The organism is Pseudomonas sp. WP18 (assembly GCF_036689585.1).
Classification (GTDB): Bacteria; Pseudomonadota; Gammaproteobacteria; order Pseudomonadales; family Pseudomonadaceae; genus Aquipseudomonas; species Aquipseudomonas chlororaphis_E.
The window spans coordinates 1142896-1163669 of sequence record NZ_CP144758.1 but is presented as its reverse complement, the minus strand read 5'-3'; the positions used below and the strand labels follow the sequence as shown (position 1 = coordinate 1163669).

16 protein-coding genes are annotated in these 20774 nt (G+C 63.2%); 12 read left to right on the top strand and 4 right to left on the bottom strand.

Going from position 1 to position 20774, the window contains the following annotated elements; all coding sequences use genetic code 11:
- Positions 1 to 23: 23 nt before the first annotated feature.
- The 12 genes from V5F23_RS05005 (at position 24) to V5F23_RS04950 (ending at position 15200) form a co-directional block, all read left to right on the top strand.
- Entirely contained in the window at positions 24 to 1193 is a 1170-nt protein-coding gene (locus V5F23_RS05005) for an alginate biosynthesis protein Alg44 (protein ID WP_042729897.1), read from the top strand.
- Between the two features lie 9 nt (positions 1194 to 1202).
- On the top strand, positions 1203 to 2714 hold the full coding sequence (gene algK / locus V5F23_RS05000) for an alginate biosynthesis TPR repeat lipoprotein AlgK (RefSeq protein ID WP_123578181.1): 1512 nt from the start codon (positions 1203 to 1205) through the stop codon (positions 2712 to 2714).
- A gap of 5 nt (positions 2715 to 2719) precedes the next feature.
- Positions 2720 to 4204 (top strand): alginate export family protein, encoded by a 1485-nt coding sequence (locus V5F23_RS04995; protein ID WP_042729907.1) that lies wholly within the window; start codon positions 2720 to 2722, stop codon positions 4202 to 4204.
- Between the two features lie 26 nt (positions 4205 to 4230).
- The gene (gene algG / locus V5F23_RS04990) at positions 4231 to 5820 is read left to right on the top strand and encodes a mannuronan 5-epimerase AlgG (protein WP_042729908.1); all 1590 of its coding nucleotides are present in this window, start codon (positions 4231 to 4233) and stop codon (positions 5818 to 5820) included.
- Positions 5821 to 5831: 11 nt separating this feature from the next.
- Entirely contained in the window at positions 5832 to 7280 is a 1449-nt protein-coding gene (locus V5F23_RS04985; protein ID WP_042729899.1) for an alginate O-acetyltransferase, read from the top strand.
- Positions 7281 to 7291: 11 nt separating this feature from the next.
- Positions 7292 to 8428, top strand: coding sequence for a mannuronate-specific alginate lyase (locus V5F23_RS04980; RefSeq protein WP_042729900.1), 1137 nt, complete (start codon positions 7292 to 7294; stop codon positions 8426 to 8428).
- Between the two features lie 186 nt (positions 8429 to 8614).
- Complete coding sequence (locus tag V5F23_RS04975) at positions 8615 to 10180, top strand: MBOAT family protein (protein ID WP_042729901.1); 1566 nt, start codon at positions 8615 to 8617, stop codon at positions 10178 to 10180.
- An 11-nt stretch (positions 10181 to 10191) separates the two neighbouring features.
- Positions 10192 to 11367 (top strand): alginate O-acetyltransferase, encoded by a 1176-nt coding sequence (locus V5F23_RS04970; RefSeq protein WP_042729902.1) that lies wholly within the window; start codon positions 10192 to 10194, stop codon positions 11365 to 11367.
- A gap of 14 nt (positions 11368 to 11381) precedes the next feature.
- The gene (locus V5F23_RS04965; protein WP_042729903.1) at positions 11382 to 12047 is read left to right on the top strand and encodes an alginate O-acetyltransferase AlgF; all 666 of its coding nucleotides are present in this window, start codon (positions 11382 to 11384) and stop codon (positions 12045 to 12047) included.
- A 215-nt stretch (positions 12048 to 12262) separates the two neighbouring features.
- Positions 12263 to 13714, top strand: coding sequence for a mannose-1-phosphate guanylyltransferase/mannose-6-phosphate isomerase (locus V5F23_RS04960; protein WP_042729904.1), 1452 nt, complete (start codon positions 12263 to 12265; stop codon positions 13712 to 13714).
- A gap of 160 nt (positions 13715 to 13874) precedes the next feature.
- Positions 13875 to 14339 carry a hypothetical protein gene (locus V5F23_RS04955; protein WP_042729905.1) on the top strand — a complete coding sequence of 155 codons (465 nt, stop codon included), beginning with the start codon at positions 13875 to 13877 and terminating at the stop codon, positions 14337 to 14339.
- Positions 14340 to 14375: 36 nt separating this feature from the next.
- Positions 14376 to 15200 carry an SDR family oxidoreductase gene (locus V5F23_RS04950; protein ID WP_042729906.1) on the top strand — a complete coding sequence of 275 codons (825 nt, stop codon included), beginning with the start codon at positions 14376 to 14378 and terminating at the stop codon, positions 15198 to 15200.
- Positions 15201 to 15899: 699 nt separating this feature from the next.
- On the opposite strand, the gene V5F23_RS04945 is transcribed toward V5F23_RS04950, so the two are convergent.
- The 4 genes from V5F23_RS04945 to V5F23_RS04930 form a co-directional block, all read right to left on the bottom strand.
- Entirely contained in the window at positions 15900 to 16763 is an 864-nt protein-coding gene (locus tag V5F23_RS04945; RefSeq protein ID WP_042732899.1) for an HlyD family secretion protein, read from the bottom strand.
- A gap of 10 nt (positions 16764 to 16773) precedes the next feature.
- Positions 16774 to 16974: a DUF1656 domain-containing protein gene (locus tag V5F23_RS04940; protein ID WP_024617598.1), complete on the bottom strand. Its 201-nt coding sequence runs from the start codon at positions 16972 to 16974 to the stop codon at positions 16774 to 16776.
- Positions 16964 to 19156, bottom strand: coding sequence for an FUSC family protein (locus V5F23_RS04935; protein ID WP_338497709.1), 2193 nt, complete (start codon positions 19154 to 19156; stop codon positions 16964 to 16966). Before V5F23_RS04935 ends, V5F23_RS04940 begins: the two co-directional genes overlap by 11 nt.
- 67 nt (positions 19157 to 19223) lie before the next feature.
- The gene (locus V5F23_RS04930; protein ID WP_042731880.1) at positions 19224 to 20684 is read right to left on the bottom strand and encodes an efflux transporter outer membrane subunit; all 1461 of its coding nucleotides are present in this window, start codon (positions 20682 to 20684) and stop codon (positions 19224 to 19226) included.
- Positions 20685 to 20774: the final 90 nt, after the last annotated feature.

Genomic DNA, 20774 nt, shown 5'->3' with positions numbered 1-20774 from the left:
GAATTAACTAGGAAATCGCCCCTATGAACACCGCCGTGAACGTCAACGTAGTGCATGAATCCGAAGCCCAGCGCCAGCACGCCCGAGTGAAAATCCCGGCCAAGCTGCGTTTCTTCGGCCCCGACCGCACGCCAATGGAAGTCAAGGTCCTGGACCTGTCCGCTGGCGGCCTTTGCTTCAACGCCGGCCAGATGCCGCTCAAGGTGGGTGAAACCTACAAGGCCCGCCTGCAGTTCGTGATCGACAACCTTGGCCTGGCCATGGACGTGGAATTGCAGATCCGCTCCTTCGACCGCCAGACCGGCCGCACCGGTTGCCAGTTCCAGAACCTGGAGCCACGGGACATCGCCACGCTGCGTCACATCATCACCTCGCACCTGGCCGGCGACATCGTCGGTGTCGGCGACGTGCTGGCGACCTTGCAGCGCGACAACTTCACCAAGGCACGCAAGCAGAAAGACGAAAGCGGCGGCATGAGCGCTTTCGGTCGCCTGCGCGCAGTGACCTTCAGCCTCGGGATCTTCGTCGTCGGCCTGGCCGCGTTCGGCTTCATCTTCAAGTCGGTGTACGGCATGTACTTCGTCAGCCACGCCCAGGCGGGCCTGGTGAACGTACCCGGCATGGCCATCACCATGCCGCGCGACGGCACCGTGCAGAGCCTGGTCAAGGCTGACGGCGTGGCCGCCAAGGGCGCTCCGCTGGCGACCTTCAGCACCAGCATGCTCGACGTGCTCAAGGGCCACCTGGACGACAACCAGCTGCAACCGGCCAAGGTCGAGGAACTGTTCGGCAAGCAAATGACCGGCACCCTGACCTCGCCATGCGACTGCATCGTGGCCCAGCAACTGGTCGCCAACGGTCAGTACGCCAGCAAGGGCGACGTGATCTTCCAACTGGTGCCACGCGGCACCGAAGCCAACGTCGAGGCACGCTTCTCGTATCGCCAATTCGGCGACGTGCGCCCAGGCACCTCGGTCAACTTCCAGGTGGCCGGCGAAGACACCACCCGCACCGGCAAGATCGTCAGCAGCACCAGCCTGAAAAGTGAAGACCTCTCCTCCGACATCCGCGTGCTGATCAAGCCTGACGAGCCGCTGGACAGCTCGCTGGCCGGCCGTCCTGTGGAAGTCCACAGCGACCGTGGCCCGAACCTGAACTGGCTGATCGACAAAGCCATGGCTGTCGGTATCTAAGTCGAGGATATGCCCGTGACCACTCCACAAAACAACAACGCACCGCATTCCCTGTGGGAGCGAGCTTGCTCGCGATGGGATCAGCGCAGTGTGTCTGATGTATCGAGCGGCCTGCATCGCGAGCAAGCTCGCTCCCACATTCGATCGGGGTACTGCGCACTGGCCTTGGCAATCAGCCTGGCCGGCTGCGCCGGCCTGCCCGACCAGCGCCTGGCCAACGAAGCGCTCAAGCGCGGCGACACGGCGCTGGCGCAGCAGAACTACCAGCAGTTGGCAGACCTGGGCTACAGCGAAGCCCAGGTCGGCCTGGCCGATATTCAGGTGGACAGCCGTGATCCGGAGCAGATGAGAAAAGCCGAGGCGACCTACCGCGCCGCCGCCGACATCTCGCCACGGGCCCAGGCGCGCCTGGGTCGCCTGCTGGTGGCCAAACCCGGCTCCACCGAAGCCGAAAAGCACGAAGCCGAAGGCCTGTTGAAGAAAGCCTTCGCCAACGGTGAAGGCAACACCCTGATCCCGCTGGCGATGCTGTACCTGCAATACCCGCACAGTTTCCCGAACGTCAACGCCCAGCAGCAGATCAGCCAATGGCGCAGCGCCGGCTACCCGGAAGCGGGCCTGGCGCAGATCCTGCTCTACCGCACCCAGGGCACCTACGACCAGCACCTGGACGAAGTCGAGAAAGTCTGCAAGGCCGCGCTGGCCACCACCGACATCTGCTACGTCGAACTGGCCACGGTCTATCAGAAGCGCGGCCAGCCGGAACAGCAGGCCGAGTTGATCAAGCAGATGCAGGCCGGCCACGCCCGCGGCGTCGTATCCGCCCAGCGCGTGGACAGTGTTGCCCGGGTCCTGGCCGATGCCAGCCTGGGCAAGACCGACGAAAAAACCGCCCAGTCGCTGCTCGAAGGCATCGCTCCCGGCTACCCCGCTGCCTGGGTCAGCCTGGCGCAGCTGCTCTACGATTTCCCTGAACTGGGCGACGTCGACAAGATGATGCAGTACCTGGAAAACGGCCGCGCCGCCGACCAGCCGCGTGCCGAGCTGTTGCTGGGCAAGCTGTACTACGAAGGCAAGTGGGTCCCGGCCGATGCCAAGGCCGCCGAGGCACATTTCCAGAAAGCCGTGGGCCGCGAAGTGGCCGCCGATTACTACCTCGGCCAGATCTATCGCCGTGGCTACCTGGGCCAGGTGTACTCGCAAAAAGCCCTGGACCATCTGCTCAAGGCCGCCCGCAACGGCCAGAACAGCGCCGACTTCGCCATTGCCCAGTTGTTCTCCCAGGGCAAGGGCACCAAGCCCAACCCGGTCAACGCCTATGTATTCAGCCAGTTGGCCAAGGTACAGAACACCCCGCAAGCCATCGAACTTGCCCAGACCCTCGAAGCCCAATTACCGCCGCAGCAACTTGCACAAGCCCAGCGCCTGCTAAAACAGGAGCAGGCCATTCGGGGCGCCATGAGCCCCGATACGCTGGAACTGCAAGCCCTAAAAGAAGATGACGGCGAGGAACAACTATGAAGCCTTTGAAGCTCAATCCTTTTGTGCAGGCCGGTATTGGCCTGACATGCGCCCTGCTCTGGTCCTGCCCGACGCTGGCCGCCCTGACTGAAACCAAGAACTTCGGCCTGGAAGTGAAGATCACCGGCCAGTCCGAAGACGACCGCGACCTCGGCACCCAGAGCGGTGGCGACGTCAACGGTATCGGCCTGGACCTGCGCCCTTGGGTCTACGGTGAAAGCGGTAACTGGAGCGCCTACGCCATGGCTCAGGCCGTGACCTCCACCGACATCATCGAGACGGACACCCTGCAACAATCCGACGGCGCCACCGAACAGACCGACAGCGGCGACCGCGAAGCCAAGAAAAGCTACCTGGCAATGCGTGAATTCTGGATTGGCTACAGCGGCCTGACCCCGTACCCGGGCGAGCAATTGAAGTTCGGCCGCCAGCGCCTGCGCAACGACGACGGCCAATGGCGCGACACCAATATCGAGGCCCTGAACTGGACCTTCGACACCACGTTGCTGCGGGCCAACCTCGGCGTTGCCGAACGCTTCAGCGAGTACCGCACCGACCTCAAGGAACTGTCGCCCAAGGACAAGGATCGCCTGCACGTCTATGGCGACGTCGGCTACCAGTGGATGCCAGGCCAGTGGGCCGGAATCCGTGCCCACCACACCCATGACAACGGCAGCCTCGACTACCCGACACCGGGCGAGCCTACCGACACCCTGGACAAGACCCAGAACGGCGACTTGACCTGGCTGGGCCTGGAAGCCAACAGCGACGCCTACAACTGGCGCAACACCAACACCGTCAACTACTGGGCCAGCATCACCGGCATGACCGGCGACCGCGACACCGTCAATGCGCTCAATGCCGACGGCACGCGCCCGGCGCAAGCCAAGCGCAGCGATGACGTCGACGGCTGGGCCACCGACCTGGGTATCCGCCTGCGCCTCGACCCGCAATGGCAAGTCGGTGCGGCCTATGCCCGCGCCAGCGAGGACTACGAACAAAACGGCCTGCAGAGCAACCGCTCGAACTTCACCGGCACGCGCTCGCGGGTCCACCGTTTCGGCGAAGCCTTCCGCGGCGAAATGGCCAACACCCAGAGCGCCAGCCTGTTCGGTTCCTGGCAGTTGCGCGACGAATACGACGCCAGCCTGGTGTACCACAAGTTCTGGCGCGTGGACGGCAACAAGCCGGTGGGCAGCAACGGCATCAACGCCGTGCAGAACAACACCGACGACGTCACCGGCGCCATCCTGTCCACCTCGACCCTGCCGCTGCGTGACGGCGACAAGGACCTGGGCCAGGAAGTCGACCTCGTCGTCACCAAGTACTTCAAGCAAGGTCTGCTGCCTGCCGCGTTGAGCCAGTCCATCGATGAGCCATCGGCGCTGGTGCGCTTTCGTGGCGGTGTGTTCAAGCCAGGCGATGCCTACGGCAAAGAGGTCGATTCGTACATGCATCGCGCCTTTGTCGACGTGATCTGGCGCTTCTGATGCAAATGGCCATGGGAGTGCCCGAAATGAACCGCTACCTCAGGAACAGCCAGGCGATGAAAGGTTCGATCAGCCTGTTGGTCGCAGCGATGCTGCTGGCCGGCTCGCCGGCGTTCGCCAACGTTGAACCGGCGGTCAAGCCAGGCAACGTGGTCAAGGAACTGCAACGCGCCAAGACCTACACCGTCAACAGCGCGCCGACCGCGCCGCTGGAACTGGCCAAGCCGACCTTGCCCGACCTCAAGGGCTTCACCGCCGAAGCGGCCGCGGCCAAGATCGTGCGGACCAAGACCGGCAAGGTCAGCGTGCGCCGGATGATGCAGGAAAACGCCTTGAAGGACTTCATCGGCGGCGACAACAAGATGGCCGAGTGGGTGGTGCGCCAGCACGGCATCCCCCAGGCCATCTTCCTCGACGACGGCTACATGAACCTCAAGGACGTGGCCAAGAAGGTGCCCAAGTACATCATCGAGACCTCGCCCGGTGTCTACCTGGCGAAGATCCCGATCGTGGTCGGCCAGAAGGGCATCCTGGAAATCGACAAACAGACCCAGGAACTGCGCCTGTCCCAGGAGGGCGGCTCGTTCCTGGTCAACGATGGCCAGATGTTCATCCGCGACACCAAGGTCACCGGCTGGCGTGAAAAGGACAACGGCCCCGCCACGTTCCGCTCGCCCAAGGAATTCCGTCCGTTCCTGCTGTCCTGGGGCGGCACCGAGACCTACATCGTCAATACCAAGATGGCCAGCTTCGGTTACTCCAACAGTAAGTCGTACGGGGTGAGTATTTCCCAGTACACGCCGAACATGGCCAAGGTCCTCAAGCGTCCGGAACCGACCGGCTGGATCATCGGTTCCGAGTTCTCGGACATGTGGTACGGCTTCTACTGCTACGAGACCCGAGACTTCGTGGTCAAGAGCAACACCTACAAAGACAACATCGTCTACGGCATCGACCCCCACGACCGTTCCCATCGGCTGATCATCGCCGACAACACGGTCTACGGGACGAAGAAGAAGCACGGGATCATCATTTCCCGTGAGGTCAACGACAGCTTCATCTTCAACAACCGCAGCTACGACAACAAGCTCTCGGGCCTGGTGATCGACCGTAACAGCGTCAACAACATCATTGCCTACAACGAGATCTACAAGAACCACACCGACGGCATCACCCTCTACGAGAGTGCCGACAACCTGTTGTGGGACAACAAGGTGATCAGCAACCAGCGTCACGGCATCCGGATTCGTAACAGCGTGAACATCCGCCTCTACGAAAACGTATCCATGGCCAACGGCCTGACCGGGATCTACGGCCACATCAAGGACCTGTCCGACACTGACCGCGACATCAAGCTCGACCCGTTCGACGCCGAGGTCTCGCTGATCGTGGTGGGTGGTGAACTGGCTGCCAACGGCAGCGGCCCACTGTCCATCGACTCGCCCTTGAGCGTGGAGCTGTACCGCGTGTCCATGCTCGCGCCGACCAAATCCAGCGGCATCAGCTTCACGGGAATCCTGGGTGAACGCCAGGATGAAATTCTCGACCTGCTGGTGCGCCAGCAGAAAGCCGTGCTGATCGACCCTGTCGAAAGCCAGACCGAATTGCGGGACTGAGGATGACCTTTATGAACCCACAGATGATCAAGCTTCTGGGCCTGTCCGCCCTGACTGCCGGCATTCTCGCCGCCACCTCGGGCGCGCGCGCCGATGAAATCCAGGCACCGACCTTCACGGCCGAGCCTTGCTGCAACCTGTGCCCTGCGGCCCACGATGCGAAGAACTACACCACGCGCTACCAGCAGAACTTCACCACGCTGGTCCAGGCCCAGGGTGACTGGCTGTTCCGGACCCAGGAAGACCTGCGTACCGAGTTCAACACCACCCCGGCCGGCTACAAGCGCCTGCAACAATTGCATGACGCGTTCAAGGCCAAGGGTGTCGAACTGGTGCTGGTCTACCAGCCGACCCGTGGCCTGGTGAACCGCAACAAGCTCAACCCCCAGGAGAAGGCCAGCTTCGATTTCGACAAGGCCCTGACCAACTACAAGACCATGCTGGGCCGCTTCGCCCAGATGGGTTACGTGGTGCCGGACCTGTCGCCGCTGACCAACGAAAACCTGCCTGAAACCCTCCCGGCCCACGACTTCTACTTCCGTGGCGACCAACACTGGACGCCTTACGGTGCCCAACGCACGGCCAAGATCGTTGCCGAGAAGGTCAAGCAGCTCCCGGCCTTCGCCGACATTCCCAAGCGTGAATTCGAGACCAAGAAGTCCGGCCGCATGGGCAAGACCGGCACCCTGCACAACATGGCCGGCCAACTGTGCGGCACCAGCTATGCCATCCAGTACATGGACCAGTTCACCACCGAGCCGAAGGGCGAGGCCGGTGACGGCGACCTGTTCGGCGATTCCGGCAACCCGCAGATCACCCTCGTGGGCACCAGCCACAGTGGCAAGAACTACAACTTCGCCGGTTTCCTGGAAGAAGCCATCGGCGCCGACATCCTCAACGTGGCCTTCCCCGGCGGCGGTTTCGAGGGCGCCATGATCCAGTACCTGGGCAGCGAAGAGTTCCAGAAGAACCCGCCGAAGATCCTCATCTGGGAGTTCTCGCCGCTGTATCGCCTGGACCAGGAAACCATCTACCGCCAGATGATGGCGTTGCTCGACAACAACGGCTGTGAAGGCAAGCCGGCGCTGATGAGCAGCAAGACCGCCCTCAAGCCGGGCAAGAACGAATTGATGGTCAATAGCAAGAATATGGACCTGCGTAACAGCAGTCACCAGATCGACATCCGCTTCGCCGATACCTCGGTGAAAACCTTGCAAGCCACCCTCTGGTACATGAATGGGCGCCACGAGGATATCAAGATCGAAAAACCGGATACCTCCGAAACCGACGGGCGTTTCGCCTTCCAACTGCGCACCGACGAAGACTGGGCTTCCCAGAACCTGCTGGCCCTGGAAGTCCAGGGGCCTGAAGCCGGTGCAGCCCCTCTGCAGGTGGAAGCGAAAGTCTGCAAACGCAACGCATCTGTGCAAGCCGAACAAACGGCTCAGATCGGACAATGAGGTCTCGTCTCATGACCAGAACCACGCATACCCGAACGTTGAAAACACTGCTGGCACCGTCCCTGCTGACCCTGGCGATGTTCGCCGGGGCCACGCAGGCGGCGGCCCCGCTGCGCCCGCCACAGGGCTACTTCGCACCGATCGAGAAGGTCAAGGTGGGCGACGCCTCCCAAGGCTGCGATGCCACCCCGACGCCCTACACCGGTTCCCTGCAATTTCGCAGCAAGTACGAGGGCTCCGACAAGGCCCGCGCGACCCTGAACGTGCAATCGGAAAAAGCCTTTCGCGACAGCACCGCCGACATCACCAAGATCGAGCGCGGCGTCAGCAAGCAGGTGATGCAATTCATGCGTGACGGTCGCCCGGAACAATTGGAATGCACCCTGAACTGGCTGACCACCTGGGCCAAGGCCGATGCGCTGATGTCCAAGGACTTCAACCACACCGGCAAGTCCATGCGCAAATGGGCCCTGGGCAGCATGGCCTCGGCCTATGTGCGCTTGAAGTTCTCCGAGTCGCGGCCGCTGGCCAACCATCAGGAACAAGCGCAACTGATCGAAAGCTGGTTCAGCAAGATGGCCGACCAGGTGGTCAGCGACTGGGACAACCTGCCGTTGGACAAGACCAACAACCACTCGTACTGGGCCGCCTGGTCGGTGATGGCCACCTCCGTGGCAACCAACCGCCGCGACCTGTTCGACTGGGCCGTCAAGGAATACAAGGTCGGGGTCAACCAGGTCGACGCCGACGGCTACCTGCCCAACGAACTCAAGCGCAAGCAACGGGCCTTGTCGTATCACAACTATGCCCTGCCGCCGCTGGCGATGATCGCCAGTTTCGCCCAGGTCAACGGTGTCGACCTGCGCCAGGAAAACAACGGTGCCCTCAAGCGGTTGGGTGACCGGGTGCTGGCCGGGGTGAAGGACCCGGAGATCTTCGAAGAGAAGAACGGCGAAGAGCAGGACATGAAAGATTTGAGGGTCGATTCGAAATTCGCCTGGCTCGAACCGTTCTGCAGCCTCTACAGCTGCCCCGAGGATGTGCTGGAACGCAAGCATGAAATGCAACCGTTCAAGACCTTCCGCCTCGGCGGGGACTTGACCAAGGTGTATGACCCGGCCAACGAAAAAGGCAGCAAAGGTTCTTAGATACACACGGATCCCTGTGGGAGCGGGCTTGCTCGCGAAAGCGCTCTGACATCCAGCATCGATGTCGACTGACACACCGCCTTCGCGAGCAAGCCCGCTCCCACAGGGTCATCACTCCCCGGTTTTCATGGGGGGGTTTGGGGGGGCTCTGGCCCTTGACTGTTGATTCAACATGGAGAGATCGGGATGGTATTTTCATCCAATGTGTTCCTGTTCCTGTTCTTGCCGATCTTTCTCGGCCTGTATTACTTGAGCGGGCAACGCTATCGCAACCTGCTGCTGCTGATTGCCAGCTATGTGTTCTATGCCTGGTGGCGGGTGGACTTCCTGGCCTTGTTCGCCGCCGTCACCCTGTGGAACTACTGGATCGGCCTGAAGGTCGGTGCCGCCGGCGTGCGGACCAAACCGGCCCAGCGCTGGCTGTTGCTCGGCGTGGCAGTGGACTTGTGCATCCTGGGCTACTTCAAGTACGCCAACTTCGGCGTGGACAGCCTCAATGCGATCATGACCAGCTTCGGCCTGGAGCCGTTCATCCTGACCCACGTGCTGTTGCCGATCGGGATCTCGTTCTACATCTTCGAGTCCATCAGCTACATCATCGACGTCTATCGCGGTGACACCCCGGCCACCCGCAACCTGATCGACTTCGCGGCGTTCGTGGCGATTTTCCCGCACCTGATCGCCGGCCCCGTGTTGCGCTTTCGCGACCTGGCCGACCAGTTCAACAACCGCACCCACACCCTGGACAAGTTCTCCGAAGGCTGCACGCGCTTCATGCAGGGCTTCATCAAGAAAGTGTTCATCGCCGACACCCTGGCGGTGGTGGCCGACCATTGCTTCGCCCTGCAGAACCCGACCACCGGTGACGCCTGGCTCGGTGCGCTGGCCTACACCGCGCAGCTGTACTTCGACTTCTCCGGCTACAGCGACATGGCCATCGGCCTGGGCCTGATGATGGGTTTCCGCTTCATGGAAAACTTCAAGCAGCCCTACATCAGCCAATCGATCACCGAGTTCTGGCGTCGCTGGCACATCAGCCTCTCCACCTGGCTGCGCGACTACCTCTACATCACCCTGGGCGGTAACCGCAAAGGCACGTTGATGACCTACCGCAACCTGTTCCTGACCATGCTGCTCGGTGGCCTGTGGCACGGTGCGAACATCACCTACGTGATCTGGGGCGCCTGGCACGGCATCTGGCTGGCCATCGAAAAGGCCGTGGGCATCAATACCACCCCACGCACCATCAACCCGATCCGCTGGGCATTGACCTTCCTGCTGGTGGTCATGGGCTGGGTGATTTTCCGTGCCGAGAACCTGCACGTGGCCGGTCGCATGTACGGCGCCATGTTCAGCTTCGGCGACTGGTCGCTGTCGGAACTGACCCGCGCCAACCTCACCGGCCTGCAGATCGCCACGCTGGTGGTGGCCTACGTCACCCTCGCCTTCTTCGGCCTGCGCGACTTCTACACCAACCGTCCGCCGGTCAAGGCCAAGCCTGAAGTGAACACCGAGGCCAACGGCCCGGCCACCGCCCAACCGGGCCTGATCAAGGCCGTACCAGGCGACAACCCGTCGGCTATCCACGAACCCGGCTACACCGTCGGTGTCGAAGCCCAGGTGCAACCGGCCTACTGGACCGTGGACTGGTCGCGCTACGTGATGCGCGCCCTGGTACTGCTGCTGTTCATTGCCTCGATTCTCAAACTCTCGGCGCAAAGCTTCTCGCCGTTCCTTTACTTCCAGTTCTGAGGGATCTGAACATGACCCGCTCATTACGCATCTTCTATGTCACGCTGTTCATGGTGATCCTGACGGCCCTGGGTCTCTGGTCGATGCGCAGCTTCTTCGGCTTCAACACCAACCCGGACGCGACCGTGCTCAACGGTCGCTGGGCCAAAGCCGTGGAAACGCACTACGACGACGAGTTCCCGATCAAGCGCCTGGGCACCAACATCTGGGCCGCGCTGGACTACAAGCTGTTCAACGAAGGCCGCAAGGGCGTGGTCCTGGGCCGCGACCAGTGGCTGTACAGCGACGAAGAGTTCAACCCGATCGTCAACGAAGAGCTGAACCTGCAAGGCAACTACGCGCTGGTCGAAGGCGTGCGCCAGAAGCTCAAGGAACAAGGCGTGACCCTGGTCATGGCGATCGTGCCGGCCAAGGCGCGGCTGTACCCCGAGCACCTGGGTGAAGTGAAGCCTTCGAGCATTCACGCCAACCTCTACCAGGATTTCCACAGCCGCGTGGCGGCTGACAAGATCCTCGCCCCCGACCTGCTTGGCCCCCTGCAACAGGCCAAGCAAAGCGGCCAGCAAGTGTTCCTGCGCACCGACACCCACTGGACTCCGGAAGGTGCCCAGGTCGCGGCCGAGCACATCGCCAAGGCGATTGCCGAACGCACGCCGCTGGAAGGCCAGCCACAGCGTTTCGTGACCGAGCCCGCGGAGAAAATCACCCACAAGGGCGACCTGCGCCAGTTCCTGCCACTCGATCCATTGTTCGAGAACCTGATGCCAGCCCAGGAGCCGCTGGTCAAACGCAACACCCGCGAAGCCGACGACCAGCCGGCCGAAGGCGACGCGCTGTTCGCCGATGCCCAGGTGCCCGTGGCCCTGATCGGCACCAGCTACAGCGCCAACCCCAACTGGAACTTCGTCGGTGCCCTCAAGCAAGCCCTGCACAGCGACGTCGTGAACTACGCCGAAGACGGCCACGGCCCGATTCTGCCGATGCTCAGCTACCTCAAGAGCGACGCCTTCAAGAACAGCCCGCCACAGGTGCTGATCTGGGAGTTTCCTGAACGTTACCTGCCTGTGAACAACGAAATCGGCGACGCCGACCCGCAGTGGGTCGCAGAGCTCAAGCAAGCCGGCGCGCGTCAACAGAACGTAGCCGCCAACACCCCATCCGAGACGCCCGACCGGGCGCAAAACTGAAAGAGAGGTCCACCATGACTTTCAACACTACTCCTCGCCGTCTCGCCGCTCGCTCCTTCAAGGCTGTCGCCCTCGTCGCCAGCATGAGCGCCCTCTCGCTCTCCGCCTTTGCCGGTGACTCGGCCCTGTACGGCCCAGTCGCGCCAAAAGGCTCGAGCTTCGTGCGCATCTACAACGCCAGCAACGCCGAAGTCAGCGCCACCGTCGGCAGCACCAACCTCAACGACGTGGCCCCACTGGCCAGCAGCGACTTCAGCTTCATGCCTGGCGGCGACTACAGCGCCAAGGTCGGCAGCCAGACCGTCCCGGTCAAACTGGCTCCCGATCACTATTACACCCTGGTCAACAACGCCAGCGGCCAGCCTCAGCTGATCGAAGAACCACCGTTCAAGAACAAGCAGAAGTCCCTGGTGCGCGTGCAGAACCTCAGCGACAAGGCTCTGACCCTCAAGACCGCCGACGGCAAGACCGAAGTGGTCCCGAACGTGGCGGCCAAAGGCCGTGGCGAGCGTGAAATCAACCCGGTGAAAGTAAGCCTGGCGCTGTTTGAAGGCGACAAGAAAGTCGGCGACCTCAAGCCTGTGGCCCTGGAGCGTGGCGAAGCCGCCGTGCTCTACGTCACCGGTTCCGGCAGCAGCCTGTCGCCGGTATGGGTGAAACGCCCAGTGTCGACCCGCTGATGAATTCACCTGATTGACGCTGTGCCCCTGTGGGAGCGGGCTTGCTCGCGAATACGGTCTCACATTCAACATTGATGTTGGCTGAAACACCACTTTCGCGAGCAAGCCCGCTCCCACCCTGAATTGGGGTGTCAGTCGGGCACGGAATAAAAACAAGAGTGAAACGACAGAACGCAGTAGCTCTATAACCATTACGCTTCAAAGGAGTAACACACATGATTCCGGTGATCTTGTCAGGTGGTAGCGGCTCACGTCTTTGGCCGCTTTCGCGCAAGCAATTCCCTAAACAGTTCCTGGCCCTGACCGGCGAACACACCCTGTTCCAGCAAACCCTCGAGCGCCTGGTGTTCGAAGGGATGGACACGCCGATCGTGGTCTGCAACAAAGACCACCGTTTCATCGTCAACGAGCAGCTGGCAGGCCGCAACCTGGAAGCCCAGCGCATCCTGATGGAGCCATTCGGGCGCAACACCGCCCCGGCCGTGGCGCTGACCGCGATGATGCTGGTCAACGAAGGCCGCGACGAGCTGATGCTGGTGCTGCCGGCCGACCACGTGATCGATGACCAGAAGGCCCTGCAACGCGCCCTGGCCCTGGCCACCGTGGCCGCCGAGCGAGGCGAAATGGTGCTGTTCGGCGTACCCGCCACCAAACCGGAAACCGGTTATGGCTACATCAAGTCGACCAACGACGCGCTGCTGCCTGAAGGCGTGAGCCGCGTGTCGCACTTCGTCGAAAAACCCGACGTCAAGCGCGCCACCGAGTTCGTCGAGGCCGGCGGCTACTTCTGGAACAGCGGCATGTTCCTGTTCCGCGCCAGCCGTTTCCTGGAAGAGCTGAAAAAGCACGATCCGGACATCTACGACACCTGCCTGCTGACCCTTGAGCGCAGCGAGCAGACCGCGGACACCATCACCTTCGACGAAGCCACCTTCGCCTGCTGCCCGGACAATTCCATCGACTACGCGGTAATGGAAAAAACCCAGCGCGCCTGCGTGGTGCCGCTGTCGGCGGGCTGGAGCGATGTCGGCTGCTGGGCGTCGCTGTGGGAAGTCAATCCCAAGGATGCCGACGGCAACGTCACCAAGGGCGACGTGGTGGTCCAGGACAGCCGCAACTGCATGATCCACGGCAACGGCAAGCTGGTGTCGGTGATCGGCCTGGAGAACATCGTGGTGGTCGAGACCAAGGACGCCATGATGATTGCCCACAAGGACAAGGTCCAGGACGTCAAGAAGATGGTCAACACCCTCAACGCCCAGGGTCGTACCGAAACTCAGAACCACTGCGAAGTGTATCGTCCGTGGGGCTCGTATGACTCCGTGGACATGGGTGGTCGCTTCCAGGTCAAGCACATCTCGGTCAAGCCGGGCGCGTGCCTGTCGCTGCAGATGCACCACCACCGTGCCGAACACTGGATCGTGGTCAGCGGCACCGCCGAAGTGACCTGCGACGAGAACGTGTTCCTGCTCTGCGAGAACCAGTCGACCTACATCCCGATCGCGTCGGTCCACCGCCTGCGCAACCCGGGCAAGATCCCGCTGGAAATCATCGAAGTGCAGTCCGGTAGCTACCTGGGCGAAGACGACATCGAGCGCTTCGAGGACATCTACGGGCGTTCCACTCCCGTCGAACGTGGCGTGTCGGTGAAAACCATCGCGCAATAACACCGGGCAAGACAAAAAGTCCCCATCCAGGCCACTGCGTCCCCTATCCGCAGTGGCCTGGGTGGGGGCTTTTTTTTCATTGCGGTCCTGGCACGCATCAGCGCTTCGCCACCGCCGTTGCGTTCGGTAGGATGTGACGACGGTATCGGAGGCTTCCACCATGCTTATCGGCGTCTTGCTGGTCATCACCTGGCTCATCCTGTTGCTGCGCTACCCGGCCAAGGCGTTGCCGGTGTCCCTGGCCGCGTTCGTCGGGCTGGGCCTGGTGGCGGCGTGGGTGCTCTGGCAGGAAAACCGCGAGAACCGCCAGCTCGATCGCCTGGAGCTGCGCATCACCTATGCGCCCGAGCGCTGCCCCGCCGACCGTCCACTGTCGCTGAACCTGAACAACGGTAATGACGTGCCGTTGACCGAGCTGTACTGGCAGGTCGCAGCCTACGCCCCCGGTGATACCCTCAACCTGGCCGACAATCCCTACGATGCACCGCGCTATCGTGGCCCCGGCGAACTGCAACCGGGCGCCAGCTGGCAGGACTGCCTGCCGCTGCCGCCACTGCGTCCGGGCTATCGTGCGCAGAGCCTGGAGTTTCGCGCCGAGCGATTGCACGGTAGTTTCTCCAACTGATTCCACGCCTCCACTTTCTTGCACAAGGAATGCACCATGCCTGTCGCGTTGATCACCGGATGTTCCAGCGGCATCGGCCGCGCCCTGGCGGATGCCTTCAAGACCGCCGGGTATCAGGTCTGGGCCAGTGCACGTAAAGCTGAGGATGTGGCGGCGCTGAGCGCCGCCGGGTTTACCGCTGTTCAGTTGGACGTGAATGATGGCGCGGCGCTGGAGCAGTTGAGCGAGCGGATCAACCAGCAGCACGGCGGCCTCGATGTGCTGATCAACAACGCCGGCTATGGCGCCATGGGCCCGTTGCTCGACGGTGGTGTGCCGGCCATGCAGCGCCAGTTCGAGACCAATGTGTTCGCCATCGTCGGCGTGACGCGCGCGCTGTTTCCGGTACTGCGTCGGGCCAGGGGGTTGGTGGTGAACATCGGCAGCGTTTCCGGGGTGCTGGTCACGCCGTTCGCAGGCGCCTACTGCGCCTCCAAGGCCGCCGTGCATGCGTTGAGCGATGCCTTGCGCATGGAGCTGGCGCCGTTCGGCATCCGGGTCATGGAGGTCCAGCCCGGCGCCATCGCCTCCAGCTTCGCCAAGAACGCCGGCCATGAAGCCGAACAGCTGCTCACCGAACGATCACCCTGGTGGCCCCTGCGCGACGGCATCCGCGCCAGGGCCAGGGCCTCCCAGGACAACCCGACCCCAGCCGACGAATTCGCCGCCGGACTGCTCAAGGCCGCCCAACAACCCAAACCACCCCGCCTGCTGCGCCTGGGCAACGGCAGCCGGGCCTTGCCCTTGATGGCGGGCTTGCTGCCCAAGGGGTTGCTGGAGAAGGGCTTGAGGAAGCGGTTTGGCCTGGGGGGCTCGCTTTAACGCCGGGCATTTTTTGGGGCGGCTGCGCCACCCAGCGGGAGCAAGCTCCCTCGCCACGGGGACCGCGACGGCCACAAACCTCCCGGCGGCTGCCACAGGAGGGGGGTGGTTTGGGTGCAGATTTGGCCTCAGCCCCGGCTCTATTGTGGGAGCGGGCTTGCCCGCGAAAGCGCCTGCACAGCCACCATCAATGCCAACTGACCCACCGCCTTCGCGAGCAAGCTCGCTCCCACAGAAGGATTGTGGTTCGGGCGCAGATTTGGCCTCAGCCCCGGCTCTATTGTGGGAGCGGGCTTGCCCGCGAAAGCGCCAGCACAGCCACCGTCAATGCCAACTGAACCACCGCCTTCGCGAGCAAGCTCGCTCCCACAGGAGGATTGTGGTTTGGGCGCAGATTTGGCCTCAGCCCCGGCTCTCTTGTGGGAGCGGGCTTGCCCGCGAAAGCGCCAGCACAGCCACCGTCAATGCCCACTGAACCACCGCTTTCGCGAGCAAGCTCGCTCCCACAGGAGGATTGTGGTTTGGGCGCAGATTTGGCCTCAGCCCCGGCTCTCTTGTGGGAGCGGGCTTGCCCGCGAAAGCGCCAGCACAGCCACCGTCAATGCCCACTGAACCACCGCTTTCGCGAGCAAGCTCGCTCCCACAGATTTCGTGGCACGCCACAAATCCACATACACCACAAAATCCCTGCTCCCACAGTCACCGCTCGGCCTGGTTTTCGACTACTACGGTGCAGGTCATCCCCGCTGCCAGCAACACGCCCTCGGGCACTTCATCGAGGTGGATGCGCACCGGCACCCGCTGGGCCAGGCGCACCCAGTTGAAGGTCGGGTTGACGTCGGCGATCAGCTCGCGGCTTTGCGGGTTGTCGCGGTCGTAGATGCCGCGGGAGATGCTTTCCACGTGCCCCTTGAGCACCTCACCGCTCATCAGTTGCAGCTGCGCCGGATCGCCGATCCGCACCTTGGGCAGCTTGGTCTCCTCGAAGAAGCCGTAGACCCAGAACGAGTTCATGTCCACCACGGCCATTTTCGCTTCGCCGATGCGCGCATAGTCGCCACGGTGGACGTTGAGGTTGGTCACGTAGCCGTCCACCGCCGCACGAACTTCGGTGCGCGTCAGGTTCAACTCGGCGGCCTCCAGTTGCGCCTGGGCATGCTGGTAATCGGCCAGGGCCGAGTCGGCGATGTTGCTCGCGTCGTCGCGGTTTTCCCGGGAGATCACCAGGCTGTCGAGGTCGGCACGGCGATGGGCGTTGACCTTGCGCATTTCCCAAGTGGCCTTGCGTGAGGCCACCAGGGAGCGGGCTTGCTTGACCGCGATGCGATAGTGCTCGGGGTCGATGCGCATCAGCAGGTCACCCTTGCTCACCCGCTGGTTATCGCGCACCGCCACCTCGACCACTTCACCACTGACATCGGCGGCCACGTTGATGATGTCGGCCCGCACCCGGCCATCTCGGGTCCAGGGCGTGTTCATGTAGTGCTCCCACAACGCACGGCCGATCCACAGCGCCAAGGCCAGCACCAGCAGCGTCGCAAGCAGGCTGAAAAACTTTTTCATCGCATCGATCTCAACGGTAGACCGTCAGCGCCAACGCGCCGAACAGACAGGTAAACAGACTCAGGCGCAGCAGCGCCGGGTGCCAGAAGAAGCGGTACAGATCCAGCCCGGACAGGAAACGGTCCAGGGCCCAGGCCAAGGCGGCGGCGATGAAAAACATCAGGGTCATGGTCGGCATGTACACGCCATGGAAGGCGATCTCACGGGGCATGTTCAGGTTCCTGGCGCAGCGGCGGTGCGTAGGCCGCCAATGGTGATTGCGGGTCGAGCAGCGAGGTGCGGATGAAATGCAGGTAGCTTTTCACCCGCCGCAGGGCGGACGTGTCGAAGTGCGGCGCGAAGGGTTCGTCAGTGGCCTGCACGCGCCCGATGGCGTGATCGACCGCCGCCAGGGCCCGTTCCAGGTTGCTGTGGCCCGGCTGGCGGAACAGCCGCACCAGCGCCCTGCCCATCCCGCGGATCGCCTGGCGCCACGGCTGGCTTTCGGCATACGCCGGGTGCACCGGCAGGATCGCCTGCTCCTTGCGCAACTCGATGATCGCGTGGCCGACTTCCAGCACCACGAACATCCAGCGCAGCAGATCACGCTGCACCCCAGGCTGGCCCGCCGCCAAGCCATAGGCTTGGTGCAGCAGGTCCCGACTACGGCTTTCGAACCCCGAGGCCAGGCCCTTGAGCTTGCCGCTGATGGCGAACACCACTTGCTCGCGCAAATCCTGTTCGAGCCGACGCCACAGCCAACGGCTATTGGGCGGCAGGATGATCGCGCCGGCGGCCGCGCACACCAGCATGCCGAGGATCATCGCCAGGTAATCGTTGATGAACGCGTAGGGGTTGTAGACGGTCAGGTTGTCCGGCACCGAGCCGGTGCAGAAGAAGATCAGCAACCCCAGCCCGACGCCGGCGTACTGCGGTCGGGAACTGAGAAACGACCCCAGCATGATGACCGGCGCGAGCATCACGCAGAGCAGCGGGAAACCGTCGATCAAAGGAAACACGAAGAACATCTCGACGAAGCCAATCAACGCGCCAAGCAAAGTGCCGCAAGCCATCTGGAACGCCATGCGCTTGGGGTTCGGCGTCGCCGCCGACAAACCCACAGTAGCCGCGGCGATCATCGTCATCGTCGCGCCGCTCGGCCAGGCCGTGGCCACCCAATAGCTGCCCAGCACCAACAGGATGAAGGCGGCGCGGAACCCCGAGGCGACCGCCGCCAGGCCATTGGTCTGGGGCACGAACGGCTCGTCCCAGCGCTCACGTTCGTGACGGTGGTCGGCCAGGGAGGCGTGGGTCAGGGCATAACCGTGCAGGTCATCGACAAAGCGGTAGAGCAGTTCATAAGCCGTATGGAAATCCAACTGCTGGGCGTCACTCGGCGCCGTTTCCTGGAACAGCGCCCGCAGCCGCCGCACCTGCGCCGGCAGGTCGGCCTTGTACTCGGCCAGCGCCACCGCCAGCCGCGCCGCATCGGTGTCGGTCAGCGGCCGGCCACTGAAACCGTCCAGCCGTTCCGCCAGCGTCTGCAAGCCCGGCTTGATGGCATTCACCACGTGATCGGCGGCGCTGCCACGCAGGCGTTCGAGCAACTGGTGCAAGGCGTTGAAGCGGGTGGTGATGCCCATGAATTCGCTGTTCAGGCGACTGAGCCGGCCATTGCGGCGGCGCATGTGCGGGTCTTCGAACACGGTCACACTGCGCAGGCTTTCCAGGCCGACAGCTTCGGCGATGAAGCGCACATTGCCGGCTTCGAATGCCTCCCACCGGCTGCGTCCGCGCAAGCCATCGGTGACGAACAGGGCAAACACGCCGAAGCGCTGGTACAAGGCATTGCGCATGGCGGCGCTGGCGGTCTGCGGCAGGATCGCGGCGCTGACCAGGGTGGCGCAGAGAATTCCCAGGGAAATCTCCAGCACCCGCCACACCGCCGCCATGAACGCCCCTTCCGGGTGCGCCAGGGCGGGCAGGCCGATCATCGCGGCGGTGTAGCCGGCCAACACGAAACCGTATGCACGAAAGTTGCGATAACGCGCCGCGCCGGCCGTGCAGAGACCGACCCAGAGCGTCAGGCTGCCGAGAAACAATTCGGTGTTCTGGGCGAACAGGGCAATCAACGCCACCATCACCGCCGAGCCGGCCAGGGTGCCGAGAAAGCGGTAGAAACTCTTGGCGAACACCTGGCCACTCTGCGGCTGCATGACGATGAACACGGTGATCATGGCCGTGCGCGGCTGTGGCAGTTCCAGGCGCATCGCCAACCACAGCGTGAGGAAGGCGGCCAGCAGGACCTTGAACATGTAGACCCAGGTCACCCCGTCGCTGCGGGCCCAGTCGTAGAAGCCGCGGCGCCATTCGAGGCGGTAGAGCCAGCGCAGGGAGGCAAATAGCGGTGTCATAGGCAGCACTCAACCAAGGAAAACACTGCCCCTGTGGCAAGCGCCCTCGCCACGGTACGGTTCCAGTTCATTTCGCGGGCACATCACTACCGGCGTCGAGCCCGCCGCCCAGCGCCGTCACCAGGTCGGCGTGGGCACTCAGGCGCGCGGCCTCCACCTGTTGCTGCACCTGTTGCTGCTTGAACAACAGGCTCTGGGCGTTGAGCACGTTGAGGTAGTCGGTCAGCCCGCGCCGGAACGCCACCAGGGCGATGTCGTAGGTGCGTTGCGCGGCCGCCACGGACTCGGCGGCGAAGGCGTGTTGCTTGTCCATGGACTGGCGACGGATCAGCTGGTCGGAGATGCCCTTGAGCGCATTGACCAGCGTCTGGTTGTAATGCGCTACGGCCAGGTCATAGCCGGCGGCCGCCTCGCCCAACTGCGCGCGCAGGCGCCCACCCTCGAAAATCGGCAGCGAGATCGCCGGCCCGACGTTGTAGGTGAGCTTCTTGCCGGTGAGAAACTCCAGCATGCCACCGCCGGTGGCCATGTAACCCAGGCTGCCCACCAGGTCGACATTGGGATAGAACCCCGCGTGCGCCACGTCGATACCCCGGGCCTGGGCCGCCACCTGCCAACGCCCCGCCACCACATCCGGACGCTGGCCGAGCAGGTCGGCGGGCAGTGCCGAGGGCAGTTTCAGGGGGGCGCCAAGGACCAGCGTCGGACGCTGCAACTGCGCGCCCGCACCCGGTCCCTTGCCCGCCAGCGCGGACAATTGATTGCGACTCAAGGCAATGGCTTCGTCGATGGCGTCGAGTTGACGGTGAGTCTCGGGCAACGGCGCCCGGGCCTGGCTCACCTCGAAATGGGTGCCGATGCCGCCCTTCAGGCGTTTTTGCGCCAAGTCGAGAATCTGCTCCTGTTGGTGCAGCGTCGCGACGACGATATCCCGCTGGGCGTAGTGCAGGGACAACTGAATGTAGGCGTGCACGATGTTGTTCTGCAGTTCCAGTTGCGCCTGCCGCGCCTCGGCCACGCTCGCGTGGGCCAGGTCCACCGCCCGCTCGCTGGCGTTGCGCTCCCGGCCCCGCAGGTCCAGGGCATAGCTCAAGCCCAGGGCGGCATTGTTGTCCCAGGTGGTGGTATTGGCCAGCTCGCCAGGGCCGTAGAACTGATCGGTGGGCCAGTTGTGACGCTTGAGGGTCGCTTCGCCGTTGACCTGCAGCGACTCGGCGGCCTCGACCACACCGGCCATGGCCTTGGCCTGTCGAACCCGGGCCGCGGCCATCGCCAGGCTCGGGTTGCCTTGCAGGGCCAGGTCGATCCAGCGATCCAACTGCCGATCGCCATAAGCCTGCCACCACTGGCGTTCGGGCCAGTGGGCATCGCGGGCGGCTTCGCGAATGGCGGCATCGGTGGCCAGTTGATCGGCCGGCATGGCCTCGCCCCGCGGCGCAATCCCTCCCGTACCGATGCAACCGCTGATGGTGAACGCCAGAACCCAAACACTGAGAGTCTTCAGCTCTCTGCTGATGCAACGCGGCACTTGCGAAAATATCCTGAGATGGGCATGACAGAAGGAAGGTAGTTGCCTGTTACCGCCAAACCTGTGGGAGCGAGCTTGCTCGCGATGAAG

Coding starts and splice junctions, on each gene's coding strand:
- V5F23_RS05005 (WP_042729897.1), top strand. CDS start 24: ATGAACACCGCCGTGAACGTCAACGTAGTGCATGAATCCGAAGCCCAG.
- algK (WP_123578181.1), top strand. CDS start 1,203: ATGCCCGTGACCACTCCACAAAACAACAACGCACCGCATTCCCTGTGG.
- algG (WP_042729908.1), top strand. CDS start 4,231: ATGAACCGCTACCTCAGGAACAGCCAGGCGATGAAAGGTTCGATCAGC.
- V5F23_RS04985 (WP_042729899.1), top strand. CDS start 5,832: ATGAACCCACAGATGATCAAGCTTCTGGGCCTGTCCGCCCTGACTGCC.
- V5F23_RS04980 (WP_042729900.1), top strand. CDS start 7,292: ATGACCAGAACCACGCATACCCGAACGTTGAAAACACTGCTGGCACCG.
- V5F23_RS04975 (WP_042729901.1), top strand. CDS start 8,615: ATGGTATTTTCATCCAATGTGTTCCTGTTCCTGTTCTTGCCGATCTTT.
- V5F23_RS04970 (WP_042729902.1), top strand. CDS start 10,192: ATGACCCGCTCATTACGCATCTTCTATGTCACGCTGTTCATGGTGATC.
- V5F23_RS04965 (WP_042729903.1), top strand. CDS start 11,382: ATGACTTTCAACACTACTCCTCGCCGTCTCGCCGCTCGCTCCTTCAAG.
- V5F23_RS04960 (WP_042729904.1), top strand. CDS start 12,263: ATGATTCCGGTGATCTTGTCAGGTGGTAGCGGCTCACGTCTTTGGCCG.
- V5F23_RS04955 (WP_042729905.1), top strand. CDS start 13,875: ATGCTTATCGGCGTCTTGCTGGTCATCACCTGGCTCATCCTGTTGCTG.
- V5F23_RS04950 (WP_042729906.1), top strand. CDS start 14,376: ATGCCTGTCGCGTTGATCACCGGATGTTCCAGCGGCATCGGCCGCGCC.
- V5F23_RS04945 (WP_042732899.1), bottom strand. CDS start 16,763: ATGAAAAAGTTTTTCAGCCTGCTTGCGACGCTGCTGGTGCTGGCCTTG.
- V5F23_RS04940 (WP_024617598.1), bottom strand. CDS start 16,974: ATGCCCCGTGAGATCGCCTTCCATGGCGTGTACATGCCGACCATGACC.
- V5F23_RS04935 (WP_338497709.1), bottom strand. CDS start 19,156: ATGACACCGCTATTTGCCTCCCTGCGCTGGCTCTACCGCCTCGAATGG.